Origin of the sequence: Fibrobacter sp. UWB13 (assembly GCF_900177805.1) — a bacterium.
In the GTDB taxonomy this organism is placed as follows: Bacteria; Fibrobacterota; Fibrobacteria; order Fibrobacterales; family Fibrobacteraceae; genus Fibrobacter.
Genome location: NZ_FXAX01000002.1, coordinates 494,374 through 512,276, shown reverse-complemented (window position 1 = coordinate 512,276; position 17,903 = coordinate 494,374). Strand labels below are relative to the sequence as shown.

The window sequence follows — 17,903 nt, the reverse complement described above, 5'->3', positions numbered from 1 at the left end:
ATTTACCCTTTTTCTCAAAATAATATATATATGATAGTGGATATTTCGTTTATACACAAAAGGAGAATGTATGGCTGAAAAGATCATTGCCCGCGATTGTGCTCATTTACAGCAAATCATCAGAAAAACTATCGAAAAAGAAGGCCTAAATTGCGATCTGAATTTTATCGATGTTTCCAAAGTATTTCGTTTGGAGGCTTTGTTTAAGGATTCGTCTTTTAATGGTGATATTAGTAAGTGGGATGTCTCCAATGTGACAAATATGAAAGATATGTTCTGTGGTTCGCAATTTAATGGAGATATTGGTAAATGGAATGTCTCCAATGTGAAAAATATGAGTGGAATGTTCAAAAAATCAGTCTTTGATGGAGACATTAGTAAGTGGAATGTTTCTAAGGTTACCAATATGAAAGAAATGTTCCGTGAATCACATTTCGATGGAAATATTGCCCAATGGAATGTTTCTAATGTGCACTATATGCAAAAAATGTTCTATGAATCTCAATTTTGCGGTGATATCGGCAAATGGAATGTGTCTAATGTAAAGAACATGGAAGGGATTTTTTTTAATGCTCCTCATAGCAACAGGGATGTTAGTAAATGGGAAATCTCCGAAGACTGCCGAACGGAAGGAATGTTTAGCCTTGAATATTCGGACTTTGTCAAGAGTTACCTGAAATACGATTATTTCATGAATTTAAAAAATGTTTTCGAGAAAGAATTTCAACCCTACAATTATCCGGGAAGCCACCCAAGTAATAGAAGTGGATCATTTAAATTTGGGCGTGGTAAGCATAGAAGTGTGCAAAGTTTACTCAACAGGTCTAGGAACACTTCTTCTGATGGTTTTTTCTTTTCTTGCATTTTCCTATTCCATCTAATGACAAACAATGCCTTAAGGAGCGAATGTAACAAGGGCTCTTTTGCATATAACAAATTGGTAGAATTTTGGGAAAAAACTTGTTGGCTAGATTTAGGAATAGAAGTATTCCAAAGTTATGGACAAAAAGAATTCCTTTGCAATGATTTAAGGGATATTATTCGTTATTTTGGTTTGGTGAATAAAAAAGGGAATGTCTATAATTTTATCCGTGCTTGCATTTTTGATAGGCTCTATGAAGTATTGCGGGATGATTTACGAATGACTAATATGCCTCAAAGTGCTGAAAAAAATGTTCTTAAGACAGTCAAGTCCCGTTCTCAAAAAATTTTGAATACATTGTCTAAATTTCCCGAAATTTAATGAGCGAAAAGAATTCCCTCGCTTTACATTTCCTTGCCTTGCTCCGATAATATGGAAGCAACAATTAGCAAAGGAAAAAATATGCCTATCAAAGTTACAGACAAACACGTATTCTTTTACCATGAATGGCTTTCTAACTTCTGGAATGCTCCGTTCGAATACAAGGGACACACCTTCTTTTGCAATGAACAGGCGTTCATGTGGGAAAAGGCTGTGTTGTTCGGCGACAAGGTGATGGAGGAAAAGATCCTAGTTGCCCAAACGCCGGTAGAAGCCAAGAAGTTGGGCCGCAAGGTGACTCCGTTTGACAAAGAGAAGTGGGATAGCGTCCGTTATCAGGTGATGCTTGATATCAACTACGCCAAGTACAGCCAGGTGGAAGATTGCAAGAACCGCCTTCTTGATCCTGAGTTCGACGGACACGCGTTTGTCGAAGCTTCGCCCCGTGATAGAATTTGGGGTATCGGGTTGTCCGTGACCAATCCGAATATCGATGACCCTGCAAATTGGAGGGGGCGCAATCTCCTTGGAAAGGTCATCACCGAGGTTCGCGACCGGTTGGTCCAAGAAAAGAATTCTCCGTAGTCCAACTGTCCATTTTCCGATATTTTCCAAACAAATAATTTGAAAAGTGGCGATTTTTGCGAAATTTCGTCATTTTTTAGTTTCTCGACTTTTGGGCTCTTTACATTTCCTTATCTCGCTCCGATAATATGGAGGTTGAGATAAGGAGATTTTTTATGGTCCAAATTACCGAGCAAAAGCTTGGCGAATACGCTGACAATAATTTCGAAATAGACTTGAACCGTTTCTTTACGGTTTGTGCCGGGTTCTCGCTGGGGATTGAATACGACACCCCCAAGGGCGTGATTGTCGGGTGGAACTCGACGGTGTGGGACGAATGGGATAAGGAACATCGTCTGTTGTTTGCTTCGATGGCGACGTTCATGATCTATGAGCAGAAATCGCTGTTCGATGAGGGCGAGGAACTGCTTGCGAAATGGCACGTTGTTTGCGGATTCCCTATGTTCGCTCCATCACTTTTGCGCATGGATTCGGCGGCGCTTGTCAAGGCGACGGGACTCGATATCATCTACACAAGCAATTTTGTAGGCTTTAGCAAAATTCATCAATTTTTCAGTCAAAAGTTTGCCAAAATCTACGATAGGTTGAGGAACTCCGCGATACCGGCTATCTACTGCGGCGACCATTTAAGTGAACCGGTGTTTACTAGGGTCCGTATCCGTTTTGAAGGCGAGATTTGGAATATGCGTTATAGGCGGGACTCTATGTGGAAAACCTACGATCGGGAAAATTTAAGTTGTCCCATAAACTATCCGTTGCTGTATCTTCGCAGTGGGGAATTTGAACGCGACTTGCATCGTTATTTTGGTGAAAATGATAATGTGGATGACATCTATGCCATTATCAATTTGGAGTACCGATTCCATGACAGGTTCATGAACAAGAAGCTCCCTGCTGGCGATAACCCGATTCGCAATTTCATGTTTACAGGGATGTTTGCGTACTTGCTGGTCGTGGCCGTCACGGTCGAAGAGGTTTTGGATGTCGATAGCGCAACGGAATTCTACCGCCTCTCCGGTTGGCCGTGGATGTCTTGGAGCGCAAACTGCGGGCTCCCTGATTTACCGGTCAAAAATCTTGAATTGGCCGGACTCATGCCGACCAAATTTGAAGCAGAGCAGTTCCTCACGATTCTTGGAAGCGTATTCTACGTGATGGACTCTCGTTGCCGCGAAATCGTGAACAAGAATAATATCTTGGGACACGCTCGCGACAAGTTCAAACGCAAATTGGCGGAGCGCAAAGAAAGAGTGTTTAAGGAAATTTCGGACGCTCTTTTGCAGTAAACTTTATTGGAATCATAAATCTTTTTGCCACCGTACTTTATAAGGTTCGGAGGTTTTGTTTATTTTTAGAAGCGTAATTATTCGCACTTTTTACATTTTGGCATTGATTGGCAATAATAGAGTAGAGAAATAAGGGAACGTATGAACCCGCACGAAAAAGTCATCGCTCGCGTTTCTTGAACGCAACGATGGTGGCTTGCGTGGCATCGTTCTTTGTTGAACCGGAGCGGACTCGATCCTATCTGCAACGTGCGAAGCGCGTGTTGTTCCGGAAGAAATGAGTAAAATTTCAATTTATTCTTTAATTAATTTTTCACCATGCCTTTAAGAATTGTCCGTAACGATATTTCGAGAGTCCGCGCTGACGCTATTGTCAATTCCGCCAACAAGAATCCTGTTTGCGGGGGTGGCGCCGAATATCATATTTACGAGGCAGCGGGGCATGAAGCGCTTTTGGCTGCACGTGAAAAGGTCGGTCCGCTTGAAGTTGCAGAAGTGGCGGTCACGCCTGCTTTTGCATTGGATGCGAATTACATCATTCATGTTGTAGGACCAAAGTGGAACGATGGCGAATCGGGGGAAGTGCTTGCTCTTGCGAACTGCTACCGTAATGCGCTCAATAAGGCTTTGGAACTGGGCTGCGAGTCTATTGCGTTCCCGCTGATATCGAGCGGAGTGTTCCGATTCCCGAAAGACAGTGCGCTGAAAATTGCGTTACAGGCGATCGGTGAATTTTTGCAGATGCACGAAATGGATGTGCAATTGGTCGTTTTTGACCGCAAGGCGTTTGAGGTTTCCGAAGAGCTTTGTTGCGATATCCAGACGTATATCGATGACAATTACGTTCAAGAAAAGTACAGTGCTGCTCGGGAATCTATTTGCTGGAATAGGATTTCGGACAGTTCTGTCAATTTTAATCGCGCGGAGGCCTCTCATGCTATTTGCGAGCAGGAGGAAAAAAGCCTTGAAGAAATGCTTGCGACTGCCGGTGAAACTTTTTGCGGCAAGCTTTTCAGCATCATTCGCGAAAAGAACCAGGACGATGTCGAGGTTTACAAGAGAGCGAATCTCGACCGCAAGCATTTTTCGAAAATCCGCAGCAATGTGAACTACAAACCGACCAAGAAGACGGCGCTTGCGCTTGCCATCGCTTTGCGTCTAAATTTGGACGAAACAAAGGATTTGCTTTCGCGTGCTGAACTTGCGCTTTCGCCATCCAATAAGGGCGACTTGATTGTTTCCTATTTTATCACGCACAAAAAGTACGACATTTGGGAAATCAACAGTATGTTGTTTAAGTTCGGGCAGCCGACTCTCGGCGCGTAATTCGTGAGAGCTTTTTACTGTGAAAATCGCCTTTGAAAATGTCGCCTGCCGGGCGACCTTTTTTGCTTATACGGCAGCTATAATTGTCTCTGTCAAAACCGCTAAGGCAATGAAGCCTGCGGTCGCACCAAAGCCGCACTGATAGCGGCAGGGAGGCAATTATGAAAAAAGGACTCACTGAAATCGTATTCATCCTCGACCGTAGCGGCTCCATGAGCGGGCTCGAAAAAGATACCATCGGGGGCTTCAATAGCACCATCGAAAAGCAGAAGAAAGAAGCGGGTGAGGCGTTTGTTTCGACCGTCCTCTTTGATTCCGAAATGGAAGTGCTCCATGATCGCGTTCCCCTCGCAAGTGTCGCTCCGCTCACCGACAGGGAATATTACGCCCGCGGTTGCACCGCACTCTTTGATGCTATCGGTGGGGCCATCCATCACATTGGCAATGTACATAAGTACGCCCGCGAAGAAGACCGTCCCGAAAAGACCATCTTTGTCATCACGACCGATGGCTACGAAAACGCAAGCCGCAAATATTCGGCTGATCGCGTGAAGCAGATGATTGAACGCCAGAAAGAAAAATATGGATGGGAATTCATTTTTCTTGGCGCGAACATTGATGCTGTAGAAACGGCGAAAAGCTTTGGCATCAGTGAAGACCGTGCCGCAAATTATGTCAATGACGGGGAAGGCATTGAGGTCATGTACAGTGCGCAATGCTGCTTGATGAGCGATATCCGCCGTAACCGTGTCAATGAACGCTCGTGGAAATCAAATGTTGAAGCGGACTATATGCGTCGCGGCAGGCAAAATTTAAAATAGCCTGCTAGAATAGCGTGTAAAAAATGCCAGCGATAATGAAAAATGCTGGTATTTTGAAAATGCAGAGCATTTTAAAAATGCATAAATTGAAGTTTATGCAAGAGCGAAAGTTCTGCTGGAAACTTTTTTGAATTTTTGAATGTCGTTGATGTTTGTGAAACGCTCTGGATCGCAGGCGTGGAGAGCCATTTCGCGGATGTAGTTGTCGATTTCTGGTTTGACGCGGTTGATAAAATAGATGAGTGAGAACTTGACTTCTTCGACGTTGTTGAAATGTGGTTTTTGTTTCCAGGTGATGAATTGTTCGAGAATCCAGTAGAGTAGAATTTGGGCTTTTTTGGTTGATGTTTGTGTTTTTTCGCCCATGTTGTTGATGTTGAATGAATGGTCGAAATTGTGGATGGCTGTTTGGAGTATTGTGAGATGTTGGATGAGTAGATCGAATTTTTGGGCTAATTTTTTATTTTCTTCACTTGTTTTAATAAAAATTTCTTTAGTTTGTTTGTTTTTGATGTTTGATTTTTTGGGTGATTTTAAATAGTTGATGAATTGTTGTTTGTATGTTTTTGAATCTTCGCCGCAGATGAGTTCCGCGAATGTTATTTTGAATTCGTTCGGCTCGATAGTGGTGTTTTCGAGAATGATGGTTTGGAGGAATTGGTTGAGATTGATGTTGTTCATAGTTTGTCCTATGTGGTTGATGTTGGGAAATAAAAAATTTTAAAGGCACGACAAAAAAAGGCGATAAAAATAGAGCGCAAAAAAGAGGGGGCACAAAAACTATAGGGCGAAAAAAGGACGCGACAAAAAACAAAAAAATCTTATTTAATTTTTTTTATTTAATGGGGCGACAATTTCAATTAAAAAATTTTATTTAATCATATCTCAAAAAAGCGGATGCGCAATATAGTAAATTTTCAGTTTTTTGTCAAGGGCAAAAATTTAAGCCTTTATTCGGCTATGATAAAATAAAAAATGACCCTTTTATCAAGGGTCAAAATATGACAGTTGAAATTTGTATATTATATATAGTTAGTTTTCGAATGGGCGAACTCTCAGCGTGACGCCGAGCTCTTCGCAAATCTTGCGACAGCGTTCGATTTTTTCTTCGGGCATCACTTTCTCGACGACGGTCATCACCACATTCGGCACATGCTCTTTCGCGAGCACCGCGAATTCTTTCACTGCATCAAAGGACTGGATTCCGAATCTTGAGCGCGTGAGCTCCAGGAACTCTTCGGCGTCCGGGGCGTTCATCGAGATGGAAACGGTGTTGAAACGGGCTTCGAGATCGGGCGTTATGTCTCTGCCGTGGATGAGGTTTGCAAGACCGTTCGTGTTGAGGCGAACTTTTAATTTCGGGTATTTGCCGTGCAGCAGGTCAATGACTTTGCACACGTCATGGAGACGTTCGAGCGGTTCGCCGTAGCCGCAAAAGACGAGCTCGTTGATGACGGAGAGATCGTACTTGTCGAAAATGCTCATGACGCCGTTGACGCTCGGTTCACCGCCTCTGAGCCAAAGCGAGTTGCCTTCCATCATTTTCTTTGTCTGGCGCAAGCAAAAAACGCAGCTGCACGGGCAGCGGTTTGTCATGTTCACATAAATATTCTTGCCTGTGATGTCGCCACTGTTGGCGATGTCGAGGTAGCCTGCTTGTCCAACATTTCCTGTTACCGTATAAACAACCATTTTAATCCTCCATCAAGTCACGAAGGTATATTTCGAAGCACAGTCCCCAATGCGTGGGAACGTTATTGTCTTCGCAGTAGCGGATGCACTTTGTTACAAATTCTGCGGCCTTTTTGACCGATTCGTAAAAATCGTGACCGTTCATGTACATGCCCGCAATAATTGAACTGATGACGTCTCCAGTTCCGCTGCGGTCGCCGCCGATGCGGTCCACCATCACGATTCGCGGTTCTTCGCCTTTGCTGTAGACGTAGTTCATGATTTGCTTGCTATTGTATGGAATGCCGGTCACGACGATGTGTTCGGGGCCTTGTTCCGTGAGCTTGCGGCACATTTCGCCAAGTTCGGCGTCGGTGAATCCTTCGGTGCGGTATTCAACGTCGGTCAACGTGCAAAGTTCAGTCAAGTTCGGCGTCAAGATGTCGGCGTAATGGACAAGCGCTTTCATCTTTTCGCACAAATTCGGCGTGTAGGTCTCGTAGAGCTTGCCGTAGTCGCCCATCACGGGGTCCACCAAGGTAAACGAGCCGTTTTTCTTGAACGTCTTGAAGAAATCGATGACGATGTCGACCTGTTCTTCGGAGCCGAGGAACCCAGAAGCGATGGCGTCGAATGATAAATTCAAATCCTTGTAGGTTTGAATGTAATCGCGCATTTTTGACGTGTAGTCGTCGAAGTAGTATTCGGGGAACTGCGTGTGTGCCGAAAGGACTGCGGTTGGAATTGTAACCGCTTGAATTTTCATGGCGGAAACAATCGGTGCCATGACTGCGATGGAGCACCGACCAAATCCTGTAACATCATTAATTAACGCGATTTTCTTTTGAGACATGGCGAACTAAAAATTAAAAATCTTTCTTTTCCGAGAGTACGCGCACGGATGCAAATGCTGCCGAAACGATAACTGCAAGGAGTGTGGGGCCGAGGAAAACGGAGTCGAAATGTTCTGCCACTTGGTAAGCGATAAAGCCCGCGAGCCAGGCGAAGATGTTCCAGAGCCAAACGCCGAGCGATTCTGTACGTTCCTTGGAAAAGTAGAACGAGACCAAGAGAACGGCAGCCATCGGGGCGAACACGGAAGCGATCAGGTAAAGGAAGCTGATGTAATGTTCCATGATTCCCGAAATGGCGAGAGCAGCGCTCAAGAAACTCACGACGACACCTGCAATTTTCGGATTTATTTTACTGTAAATTGCCTTGGAAGATTCGCCAGCGGAGTTTGCCGCAAGGAAGTTTGTCGTGACGGTTGAAAGCACCACGATGATGATTCCCGGGATGCCAAGACCTGCAAGGAGAATGGCTTGCGCGATGTTGTTGCCTGCGCCAATGCCCGAAATTTCAATGCCGATGATGTACATCCAGAGACTTGCAAATGTGTAGGCGATTGCAGAAATTGCTGTTGCCTTTACAGGCTTTTCGGCATCCTTCGTGTAGTCCGAAATTACGGGCAACCATGAAATCGGCATGGCGATTGAAATCTCGAAAATGTTCCAGAACTTGAGCGCGGTTGCTGCGTTACCTGCGGCGCCTGCGGGTGAACTGTCGAGTCCGAACAACTTCACGGAAAGAATGGCGAGCAAAATAGTAAGAGCGGCCATCACGACGGTCGTCACGTTTGCAGAACGGCGGATGCCCACATAGACCCAAGCGGCGATAAGTGCAGCGAGAATCACGCAAGTCAAGGGGAACGAAATTGGCAAGTTGAGCCCAGCCAATGCCGAAGCGCCTTGAGCGTTCAAGACGGCGACCCAGGCGAGCAACTGGAATGTGTTCAGCGCGGCGAAGAACTTGGAACCGTATTTGCCGAATGAGGATTTGGTCGTTTCCATGGCGTTCAGGCGAACGCGTGCTCCGATGAGGCCCACGAAAAAGAGCAAGATGCCGCCCAGAATGTGTCCGAGTACGAGCGGGAGCCAGAGCGAATCCCTTGCGGCTGCAGCGCCGATTTCAATACCCGCTTCGATTTCGGAAACGGAGATGGCGACGCCAAACCAGATAATTCCATTTGCAAAAAGTCCTGTGCGTTTTTCCATGTTGCACCTCCTGTTGTCTCTTTCGCTTGTCGCTTCGCTTTCGTCATCCTGAAGCCGAAGGCGATAGGATCCATTATTTCTTGCATTTGTTTTTTGATGCTTCTTTCAAATGCGGCACAAAGATAGCAAAGCAGTAGGTTATTCACAAGGTATAGGACTATACTACTTTTTTATGGGATGGTATAAGTTTTATTGATAATGAAGGTGCGCGTTTTTCCTTGTCATAAACAGGAAATCCCCGCGGCATTACGCACACGGGGATTGATTCGTTTACCGTCATTGCAAGGGTTTGATCGATAGACTAGAGCGAACTTGGAATCTGTCTATCAGTAAAGAGAGGTGTTCCTTGCAACGACAGTAGAGGTGTAACTTTTTACTTTTCTTCGCGCAGCTTCTTGGCGGCGGCAACGAGGTTCTTGAGGCTTGCCGTCGTTTCGGTTTCGCCACGAGTCTTGAGGCCGCAATCCGGGTTCACCCACACGTTTTGCTGCGGGACCTTCGCGATGATCTTGTGGAGGGCGTCAACGATTTCCTGTTCGGAAGGCACACGCGGAGAGTGGATGTCATAAACACCCGGACCCACCTGTGTTTCGAACTTGGCGTCGTTCAAGGCGTCGAGCAGCTTGAGGTCAGAACGGCTGGCTTCGAACGTGATCACGTCGGCGTCCATGTTGTCGATGTCGCGGACGATGTCGTTGAATTCGCTATAGCACATGTGCGTGTGGATCTGCGTTTCTGGCTTGACCTTGGCGTGAACCAAACGGAATGCCGGAATGGCCCAGTCGAGGTATTCCTTGTGCCAGTCGCTCTTGCGGAGCGGCAACTTCTCACGGAGTGCGGCTTCGTCAATCTGGATGATTCTGATGCCGTTCTTTTCGAGGTCCAAAACTTCGTCACGGATGGCAAGGCCGATTTCCTGAGCCTGCGTCTTGAGCGAAATGTCTTCGCGCGGGAAGGACCAGTTGAGAATCGTGACAGGACCCGTAAGCATGCCCTTCACCGGCTTCTTGGTGCAACTTTGTGCGAAAACGGACCATTCAACCGTAATCGGAGCGCTGCGGCTCACGTCACCCCAAACGACAGGCGGCTTCACGCAACGGGTACCGTAGCTCTGCACCCAGGCGTTCTGCGTGAACACAAAACCGTCAATCTTGGAACCGAAATATTCCACCATGTCATTACGTTCGAATTCACCGTGGACAATCACATCGAGGCCGATTTCTTCCTGCAACTTGATGCATTCGGCAATCTTCTTCTGGTTGAATGCCACATACTGTTCCTTGGAAATTTCGCCCTTGCGGAATGCGGCGCGGTTGGCGCGAACTTCGGCAGTCTGCGGGAAAGAGCCGATTGTCGTTGTCGGGAATGCCGGCAACTTGAATTCTGCCTTCTGCACTTCACGGCGTTCAAGGCGGTTCGGCTTGCGTTCGAAATCAGCGGCAGAGAGAGCGGCAAGTTCTGCCTGAACCTTTGCGTTTGCCTGCACGCGAGCGGATGCGAACAAAGCCTTGTTCTTGGCGAGAGCGTCTGCGTCAGCGCTTGCGAGTTCTGCAAGCTCCACGAGCTTTTCTTCGGCGAATGCGAAGTGCTTGAGGATGTCGGCGGAGAGCTTCTTTTCTGCGGCGACCGTGTAAGGCACGTGCAAGAGAGAGCAAGAAGTGCCAACCACAACATTTTCTGCAGCGACGTACTTCTTGATTTCGGCGAGAATTGCGTTCTTCTGTGCGTAATCAGCGCGCCAAATGTTCTTGCCGTTCACAACGCCTGCCAAGAGGAGCGTATCTTTCGGGAAGCCTGTCTTCAAAAGTTCGAGAGACTTAAGCCCTTCGACGAAATCCAAACCGATAGCGTCAAAGCCGAGTGCGGTTACATCCTGATAAACGTCGCGGATGTCGCCGAAGTAAGTCTGCAATGCAATCTTGAGGTTCTTCTTTTCGCCGATTTTTCTCAAGAGTTCAGCGTAAATCGTCTTGAAGAGTTCGCGTTCTTCTGCAGTCACGTCGAAGACGAGTGCCGGTTCTGCGAAAGAAATCCACTTGGCGCCTGCGGCGGCGAGCTTTTCGGCGAGTTCTGCGTAAGCGTTGACAGCTGCTGCGGCGAAGTCCTTGGCCTTCTTGTTGCCGTTGTAGCGGGCGAGGCGGAGGAATGTGTATGCGCCGATAAGCGTCGGAACGGCTTCAATTCCGGCCGATTTGGCTTCGTTGAATTCTTCAACCGGCTTCTTGCCGACGAGCTTGAGATCGGTAGCGTCATCGATTTCCGGAACAATGTAATGATAGTTCGTATTGAACCATTTCTTCATCGGGAGGGCCTTCACATCGCCCTTTGCACCTTGGTAACCGTGGGCGGCGGCGAAATACTTTTCGAGCGTGCTCAATTCGAGGCTGCTGTAGCGTTCCGGAATGACGTTCAGCAAAAATGCAGTGTCGAGAACGTTGTCGTAGAACGAAAAGTCGTTGGACGGGATGAAATCGATACCTGCTGCCTTCTGCTTCTGCCAACCGTACTGGCGGATTTCTGCGGCGACCGTCTGGAGTTCAGCTTCGGAGATTTCGCCCTTGAAGAACTTTTCGCTTGCGAACTTGAGTTCACGATTCTTACCGATACGCGGGAAACCAATTACAGATGTTTTAATGCTCATGGTGTTTTACCTACCTTTTTACTTTGTTTTTTTGAACGCTCCAAATATACCTCCCTTTTTATCATCGGTAAAATACTATTTTTTATGCGTTCACCATAGATTTTTCCTATGGTGATTTATAACCAGCGATAAGGAAAACTTATGACTCTACAACAACTTAAGTACGCCATAGCCATTGCAGACACGCGAAATATTACCGAAGCGTCCAAGCGAGTCTTTATCTCGCAACCGAGCCTTACCGCTGCTATCCACGAACTCGAAGAAGAAATGGGCGTGACGATTTTCAACCGCTCCAACAAAGGCGTGACCATTACAAACGAAGGCGATGAGTTCCTTTCGTACGCAAGGCAGGTTTTGGAACAGGCAACGCTTTTGGAAGACCGCTATAAAGGCGGCAAGGGTGGCAACATGATTTTCTCCGTCAGCTGCCAGCACTATTCTTTTGCCGTGAATGCATTTGTCGATGTTATCCGCAAGTTCGGTGGCCCGAGCTACGATTTTACACTTCGCGAAACGCAAACTAACGAAATCATTGACGATGTCGCCAAAATGAAAAGCGAAATGGGCGTGCTTTACCTCAGTGACAAAAACGAAAAGGTCATCACCAAGCTCATTCAAAAGAACAATCTCGTATTTGAACCGCTTTTTGCAACACCGCTGCACGTGTTCATGTCATCGAAGAATCCGCTCGCGAAAAAAGAAAAAATCACGCTTGCGGATCTCAAACCGTTTCCGTACTTGACTTACGAACAGGGCGATTTCAACTCGTTCTACTTTGCCGAAGAACCGCTCACTGCCATCGATTTCGACTGTCCGCGAAACATCAAAGTCCGTGACCGTGCGACACTTTTCAACTTGCTCATTGGCCTTGACGGCTACACCATTTGCTCCGGCGTCATTAGCCACAAACTCAACGGCAAGAACATCATCGCAAAACGCCTTGATGTCCACGACAAAATGACTGTCGGTTATGTTATGCGCAAAGGCGTCACGAAATCACGCTACGCCGAAGCGTATATTGCAGCGCTAAAGAAACATTGCAAGTAGGGGGAGGGGACAACGCGCTTAAAATAGGCGCTTATACTTGCATCAACTCACGACCGATTCGATGGAATTCGTCGTTGATCTTTTTACGCCTAGCTGCGGATGGCTTCTTAGAGCCATTGACATAAGCCGCAAAAAGTGGTTGCGGAATTCCCAAACGACGCGCGAATGCGGCTGCGTTCAGTTCGGGGAAAAGCCAAAATATGCGACCAACGGGATTTGTTTTCTTGGGCGAGAAAAATCCAGATAGCGCAAGCCCTTCGTCTAGATCGTCAAACCATACGCCATCGAGATCTACCCTGCAATTTTTCAGCTGTTCTCTGGTGGCTTTTTTGAGCGGCTCGTAATCGCGAATGAGTTCTTTCCCTATGCGACCGTCCTTGAGCTCGACGCAAATGGCATCCTTTTCGACCCAAACCCTTTTTACGTCTTTTTCCGTTATATCGTTCATAAAAGCTCCTATCCGAAAATTTCAAACCATTTTTTGATGATGAGTTCGCTATTTTCAGTCGCTAGTTCACTCGCTTTAGCCATATCGGCTTTTGATAGTTTTCCGAATACAGGTACTGCGTATCCATTTAGAATTTCAAACTTTGCAATCTTCCCTTGTTTTCTCACATGGACATGCACTGGTTCGTGTTCATTCATGTAGAAGAAAAATGAGAATCCTTCCGCTTCGAATATCTTTGGCATTTTTAATATAGGTTATTATTTAATAACTGTCAATAGTTGGAAAATTTATGGAGATTCCACTAGCGCATGGTAAATCTCTGGACATTCAATTTGCATGATGGTGGTAATTTTATTCCCAGCATCTTTGCTAGATGATCCGCAATGGAAAAGTTTTTCATTTGGAGTGTCGTAATCCAAAAAGATATAACGATCGTGGAATTTTCGGCTTGTTTGCAGGATTGAAAGATTGATGTCAGGCCTTGCGGTTGAAAAGTCATTGACAATATCAGGCGTGAGAGCCGCACAACCCTTTGTATTGCTGATGATTCTGATTGATATGCCTTTTGCGATTCCACGAAGCAGGTCTAAAGTCTTCACACCTAAATAATTGTCAATAATGATGATATTCTTTTTCGCCATGCCGTAAATTTTAGTATAGGCAATATCGGCGTCTAGCTTCTGCCCGTCCAAAATCAAGAAATGCTTGAAAGTTGTTGGATCGATGAAATTTTCCATGACTTTCTTAACATCGTTAGAAAGCTGGTTTATCTTTTGATTTTGGGCGTTGTGTACGGTATTGACGAAAAAATCAACGCGTTGCTCGACTGCTGTAAGTCGACTGTTAACAGAATGCTTGATGTTTGCAATCTCTGATCCTTGTTTTTCAAGCTGTAGTTGTTGTGCTTGGAGTAAATTTGTCGGTTCTATTCCTTTGGCGAACATCCGTTGATTGATGCTATATCCCTTGAGCATATGGTCTTTTAGAACTTGGTTGGCCCATTGGCGGAAACGTGTTCCTTGAATGGATTTTATGCGATATCCTACGGAAATGATGACATCTAGGTTGTAGTATTTTACTGCATGTACTTGCGTTTTTCCGCTTATCGCTCCATGTAGAGTGGTTGTCAAGTATTCCTTGACAACCACTTTTGGGTCTAATTCGCCTTCTTTGAAAATTTTTGTGATATGCAGGCTGATATTTTGTTTCGTAGCGTGAAATAGTTCCGCCATTTGAGCCTGTGATAACCATACCGTCTCGTTTTCGATTCTGACTTCAATGTGGAATTCCCCGCCTTCCGGCTGATATACGATAATTTCATTTTTATTGACATTATCAGGCGTCATCTCTTTCTTCATCTTTACCTCGACTGCCTACATGCAAAAAAGGCAGACTAAAACAATCAAAATTCAATTTAAATTATTGCGGTGACAGAATGTGACATTTTGAGAAACTTCCACTTTTTTAGGCAAATTCCGTTGAAAATTTTATCAAACTAAAGGTTTTTTGTAGTGCAAACAACCCACGCACTGTTCGTTAGCTTTGGGTTTCGACTTTTGACCTTTTAAATCTTTTTGTTTGTTTTAATTTGGCATAAAATAGGCTATATTTACAAAAAAGCCCATTATTATGTCCTACGAATACAGCGAAAACATTCTTGTTCAAGAAAGCGCCGGAAACCTGCTGGAAGAGCTGGGTTGGCGTGTTGTTTTCGCCTAAAATCTTGAGGTTCTTGGGGATAATGGTACATTTGGGCGAAAGTCGTATCGCGACGTTCTTTTGCTCCGCTATTTTAAGGCTGCTCTTCAAAAATTGAACCCTTGGATAAATCAAAATCAGATTGAAGAGGCTGTTCAAAAATTTACAGCAACGCTTAGCACATCTTCACTTCTGCAAATCAACGAAGAAAAGTACGGATTCATCCGCGATGGCATTCCAGTGACGATAAAAAAGCCGAATGGTCAAAACGATGAGAAACATGCGCTGATTATTGATTTCAACAATCCGTCGAATAACGATTTCCTTGCCGTGAAAGAGATGAAGATTCATGGCGAGTTGTACCATCGTCGTACGGATATTGTTGGTTTTGTAAATGGCATTCCGCTTTTGTTTGTCGAACTCAAACGAAACGATGTGGCTGTGCAAAATGCCTACGACGATAATTACACTGATTACCTATCGACTATTCCGCAGCTGTTCTACTACAATGCTTTCTTGATGCTCTCGAATGGTTTTGAGGCAAAGGTGGGAACACTCGGAAGCAAGTTTGAATTTTTCCATGAATGGAAACGCCTTAAAGAAGACGACGCTGGTTCAGTGGCACTTGCTACGATGCTCAAAGGCATTTGCCGAAAAGAAACCTTTATTGACTTGCTTGAAAACTTTATCCTTTATGACCACAGCGATGGCCATACGGTAAAAATCCTTGCCAGGAATCATCAGTATCTTGGCGTGAATGAAGCGTTTGAAGCTTATAAGAACCGCAAACTCCGTAAAGGCAAATTGGGAGTGTTCTGGCATACGCAGGGGAGCGGCAAAAGCTATTCGATGCTCTTCCTTTCGCAGAAAATTCGCCGCCGTACGGACGGTTCTCCGACAATTGTCGTGTTAACCGATCGCGATGAACTGAACAAGCAAATCAGTGAAACTTTTGAAAATTGCAAAATGCTTGGCGGTGTAAAAGCATCCAAGTTTATCGCTACATGCGGAAATGACCTTATTAAAAAACTAAAGGCTAATCCGAGTTTCATCTTTACGCTGATTCAAAAGTTCAACAAGAAGGATTTGGAGCCGATTCATCCTGATCATGATATTTTGATTTTGTCGGATGAAGCACACCGTAGCCAGAACGGAATTTTTGCGGAAAACATGTGCAACTTGTTGCCCGATGCCTCTCGTTTGGGCTTTACGGGTACTCCGCTTTTAAAAGACGACAATATTACCGAGCGCACGTTCGGCGGCTACATTTCGATTTATGACTTCAAACGTGCTGTAGAAGATGGTGCGACGGTCCCTCTTTATTACGAGAACCGTGCCGATAAAATCAAGGAACTCAAGAATCCTGAAATTTCGGACAAGATTTTGGATGCCATCGAAAAAGCGGACCTTGACCCGGATGCCCAAGAAAAGCTGGAAAGGGATTTTGCCAAGGAATATCACCTGCTTACGGCTGAACCCCGCTTGCGTGCTGTCGCAAAGGATTTCGTCAAACATTATTCCGACCTTTGGACAAGTGGAAAGGCGATGTTTGTTTGCCTGAATAAGGTTACGTGCGTTCGAATGTTCAATTATGCCCAAGAATATTGGGCAGAAGAAATCAAGAACCTCGAATCCATTTGCAAGCAGGCAACACAGCAAGAGGCTCAAGAACTGAATCGCAAAATCCAGTGGATGCGTGAAACCGAGATGGCTGTTGTCGTGAGTGACGAACAGAACGAACAGCAGACATTTGCAAAATGGGGCTTGGATATTGTTCCGCACCGAACGAAAATGGAAAAGCGCGAACTTGACAAGGAATTCAAGGATTCCAATAGCAAGTTTCGTATAGTCTTTGTCTGTGCGATGTGGCTTACCGGTTTTGATGTAAAGAGCCTTAGTTGCCTTTATTTGGACAAGTTGTTAAAGGCTCATACTCTCATGCAGACGATTGCCCGTGCGAACCGCGTAAACGAAGGCAAAAGCAATGGCTTGATTGTGGATTATGCAGGTATTGTGAAGGCTTTGCGTAAGGCTCTTGCGGATTACACGAATAAGGTTTCTGGTTCCGGTAACGATCCTACCATTGATAAAGAAGAGCTTTTAAAACGCATTGTAGAAGTGGTCGCTAAAACTGAAAGTTTCTTGGGTGGCTGCAACGCGAATTTAAAGAGCATAATCGAGTCTAAGAATTTTGATAAACTTGCAGCAATCAAGGATGTTGAAAATGCGGTTTGCTCTACGCTTGAAAACAAGAAAACTTTTAGTACATATGCCGCAGAACTTGTGCGATTGATGAAATACACGAATCGCGACGATGTGACAAGTGAAATTCGTGCGAAGTTTAAAGCGATTGATGCTATTGCTCGCGACTTGAAAACTAAACGTCGTCATGTGACCAATGTGGATTTGATGGTTCAGCTGAACCAGATTATGAACGAGTATGTTGATGTCGTTAAGAATGACAAGAAAAAGTCTAAACAGTTCGACATTAGCAAAATCGATTTTGATTTGTTGCGTCGTGAATTTGCGAAGGCAAAACGACAAAATTTGTTATTCCGCGATTTGGAAGAATTGATAAAGGATCGCTTGGCTGTGATGCTTGCACAGAATCCGTTCCGCATTAATTATTACGACCGCTACCGTGAAATTATTGAGGCTTACAACAGCGAACAGGATCGTGCGACGATTGAAAAAACATTCATGGACTTGATGAACCTTGCGGCAAGCATGAATGAGGAAGAACAGCGCTATGTACGTGAGGGCTTCAAGAACGACGAAGAACTTTCGCTTTACGACATGCTCTTCAAAGATGATTTGAGTAAGCAGGACATTAAAAAGATTAAGGAAGTGGCTGTAGATTTGCTCCAAAAGGTTAAAGCAAAAATTGCCGAATTTGACCATTGGACAGACAAACAAGAAACAAAGGCTGCTGTTGATAACTTGATTCGCGATACGCTATGGAGCGAACTCCCTGAAAGCTTTGATGAGCTCTCTATTTCGGAATACCGCCAGCGTATTTACGAGTATGTTTATACCCACTACAAAGTTGCGTAACGGTTGCATTTAAATTTTTATAAGGACCA

14 protein-coding genes and 1 pseudogene are annotated in these 17,903 nt (G+C 45.1%); 7 read left to right on the top strand and 8 right to left on the bottom strand.

Going from position 1 to position 17,903, the window contains the following annotated elements; genetic code table 11:
• Nucleotides 1–70 precede the first annotated feature (70 nt).
• From B9Y77_RS11855 to B9Y77_RS11835, 5 genes are all read left to right on the top strand, one after another.
• A complete protein-coding gene (locus tag B9Y77_RS11855; RefSeq protein WP_085491780.1) occupies nucleotides 71–1,243 on the top strand; it encodes a BspA family leucine-rich repeat surface protein in 1,173 nt (390 codons plus the stop codon).
• An 81-nt stretch (nucleotides 1,244–1,324) separates the two neighbouring features.
• Nucleotides 1,325–1,828 (top strand): NADAR family protein, encoded by a 504-nt coding sequence (locus B9Y77_RS11850; RefSeq protein ID WP_085491779.1) that lies wholly within the window; start codon nucleotides 1,325–1,327, stop codon nucleotides 1,826–1,828.
• Between the two features lie 155 nt (nucleotides 1,829–1,983).
• Nucleotides 1,984–3,114, top strand: a complete 1,131-nt coding sequence (locus B9Y77_RS11845; RefSeq protein ID WP_085491778.1) for a hypothetical protein — start codon at nucleotides 1,984–1,986, stop codon at nucleotides 3,112–3,114.
• A 318-nt stretch (nucleotides 3,115–3,432) separates the two neighbouring features.
• Nucleotides 3,433–4,440 (top strand): macro domain-containing protein, encoded by a 1,008-nt coding sequence (locus B9Y77_RS11840; RefSeq protein ID WP_085491777.1) that lies wholly within the window; start codon nucleotides 3,433–3,435, stop codon nucleotides 4,438–4,440.
• A gap of 161 nt (nucleotides 4,441–4,601) precedes the next feature.
• The gene (locus B9Y77_RS11835) at nucleotides 4,602–5,261 is read left to right on the top strand and encodes a vWA domain-containing protein (protein WP_085491776.1); all 660 of its coding nucleotides are present in this window, start codon (nucleotides 4,602–4,604) and stop codon (nucleotides 5,259–5,261) included.
• A gap of 93 nt (nucleotides 5,262–5,354) precedes the next feature.
• Here B9Y77_RS11835 and B9Y77_RS11830 read toward each other — a convergent pair whose 3' ends face one another.
• The 5 genes from B9Y77_RS11830 to metE form a co-directional block, all read right to left on the bottom strand.
• Nucleotides 5,355–5,942, bottom strand: a complete 588-nt coding sequence (locus B9Y77_RS11830; RefSeq protein WP_085491775.1) for a hypothetical protein — start codon at nucleotides 5,940–5,942, stop codon at nucleotides 5,355–5,357.
• 351 nt (nucleotides 5,943–6,293) lie between these two features.
• Nucleotides 6,294–6,953 carry a TatD family nuclease-associated radical SAM protein gene (locus B9Y77_RS11825; protein WP_085491774.1) on the bottom strand — a complete coding sequence of 220 codons (660 nt, stop codon included), beginning with the start codon at nucleotides 6,951–6,953 and terminating at the stop codon, nucleotides 6,294–6,296.
• A gap of 1 nt (nucleotide 6,954) precedes the next feature.
• Nucleotides 6,955–7,785, bottom strand: coding sequence for a pyridoxamine kinase (locus B9Y77_RS11820; RefSeq protein ID WP_085491773.1), 831 nt, complete (start codon nucleotides 7,783–7,785; stop codon nucleotides 6,955–6,957).
• 13 nt (nucleotides 7,786–7,798) lie between these two features.
• Nucleotides 7,799–8,986, bottom strand: coding sequence for a cytosine permease (locus tag B9Y77_RS11815; protein WP_085491772.1), 1,188 nt, complete (start codon nucleotides 8,984–8,986; stop codon nucleotides 7,799–7,801).
• Nucleotides 8,987–9,359: 373 nt separating this feature from the next.
• Complete coding sequence (gene metE, locus B9Y77_RS11810; RefSeq protein WP_176221760.1) at nucleotides 9,360–11,627, bottom strand: 5-methyltetrahydropteroyltriglutamate--homocysteine S-methyltransferase; 2,268 nt, start codon at nucleotides 11,625–11,627, stop codon at nucleotides 9,360–9,362.
• Between the two features lie 141 nt (nucleotides 11,628–11,768).
• Between metE and B9Y77_RS11805 the strand changes: the two genes are divergently transcribed.
• Nucleotides 11,769–12,674, top strand: coding sequence for a LysR family transcriptional regulator (locus B9Y77_RS11805; RefSeq protein ID WP_014546052.1), 906 nt, complete (start codon nucleotides 11,769–11,771; stop codon nucleotides 12,672–12,674).
• Nucleotides 12,675–12,705: 31 nt separating this feature from the next.
• On the opposite strand, the gene B9Y77_RS11800 is transcribed toward B9Y77_RS11805, so the two are convergent.
• From B9Y77_RS11800 to rhuM, 3 genes are read right to left on the bottom strand one after another with little or no spacing between them, the layout of a single operon-like run.
• Nucleotides 12,706–13,122, bottom strand: coding sequence for a DUF2442 domain-containing protein (locus B9Y77_RS11800; RefSeq protein ID WP_014546051.1), 417 nt, complete (start codon nucleotides 13,120–13,122; stop codon nucleotides 12,706–12,708).
• 8 nt (nucleotides 13,123–13,130) lie between these two features.
• The gene (locus tag B9Y77_RS11795; RefSeq protein WP_073442744.1) at nucleotides 13,131–13,364 is read right to left on the bottom strand and encodes a DUF4160 domain-containing protein; all 234 of its coding nucleotides are present in this window, start codon (nucleotides 13,362–13,364) and stop codon (nucleotides 13,131–13,133) included.
• Between the two features lie 45 nt (nucleotides 13,365–13,409).
• On the bottom strand, nucleotides 13,410–14,480 hold the full coding sequence (gene rhuM, locus B9Y77_RS11790) for a RhuM family protein (RefSeq protein ID WP_139829312.1): 1,071 nt from the start codon (nucleotides 14,478–14,480) through the stop codon (nucleotides 13,410–13,412).
• Between the two features lie 271 nt (nucleotides 14,481–14,751).
• Here rhuM and B9Y77_RS11785 point away from each other — a divergent pair.
• Nucleotides 14,752–17,874: pseudogene (locus B9Y77_RS11785) on the top strand (type I restriction endonuclease subunit R).
• Nucleotides 17,875–17,903: the final 29 nt, after the last annotated feature.

Coding starts and splice junctions, on each gene's coding strand:
- B9Y77_RS11855 (WP_085491780.1), top strand. CDS start 71: ATGGCTGAAAAGATCATTGCCCGCGATTGTGCTCATTTACAGCAAATC.
- B9Y77_RS11850 (WP_085491779.1), top strand. CDS start 1,325: ATGCCTATCAAAGTTACAGACAAACACGTATTCTTTTACCATGAATGG.
- B9Y77_RS11845 (WP_085491778.1), top strand. CDS start 1,984: ATGGTCCAAATTACCGAGCAAAAGCTTGGCGAATACGCTGACAATAAT.
- B9Y77_RS11840 (WP_085491777.1), top strand. CDS start 3,433: ATGCCTTTAAGAATTGTCCGTAACGATATTTCGAGAGTCCGCGCTGAC.
- B9Y77_RS11835 (WP_085491776.1), top strand. CDS start 4,602: ATGAAAAAAGGACTCACTGAAATCGTATTCATCCTCGACCGTAGCGGC.
- B9Y77_RS11830 (WP_085491775.1), bottom strand. CDS start 5,942: ATGAACAACATCAATCTCAACCAATTCCTCCAAACCATCATTCTCGAA.
- B9Y77_RS11825 (WP_085491774.1), bottom strand. CDS start 6,953: ATGGTTGTTTATACGGTAACAGGAAATGTTGGACAAGCAGGCTACCTC.
- B9Y77_RS11820 (WP_085491773.1), bottom strand. CDS start 7,785: ATGTCTCAAAAGAAAATCGCGTTAATTAATGATGTTACAGGATTTGGT.
- B9Y77_RS11815 (WP_085491772.1), bottom strand. CDS start 8,986: ATGGAAAAACGCACAGGACTTTTTGCAAATGGAATTATCTGGTTTGGC.
- metE (WP_176221760.1), bottom strand. CDS start 11,627: ATGAGCATTAAAACATCTGTAATTGGTTTCCCGCGTATCGGTAAGAAT.
- B9Y77_RS11805 (WP_014546052.1), top strand. CDS start 11,769: ATGACTCTACAACAACTTAAGTACGCCATAGCCATTGCAGACACGCGA.
- B9Y77_RS11800 (WP_014546051.1), bottom strand. CDS start 13,122: ATGAACGATATAACGGAAAAAGACGTAAAAAGGGTTTGGGTCGAAAAG.
- B9Y77_RS11795 (WP_073442744.1), bottom strand. CDS start 13,364: ATGCCAAAGATATTCGAAGCGGAAGGATTCTCATTTTTCTTCTACATG.
- rhuM (WP_139829312.1), bottom strand. CDS start 14,480: ATGAAGAAAGAGATGACGCCTGATAATGTCAATAAAAATGAAATTATC.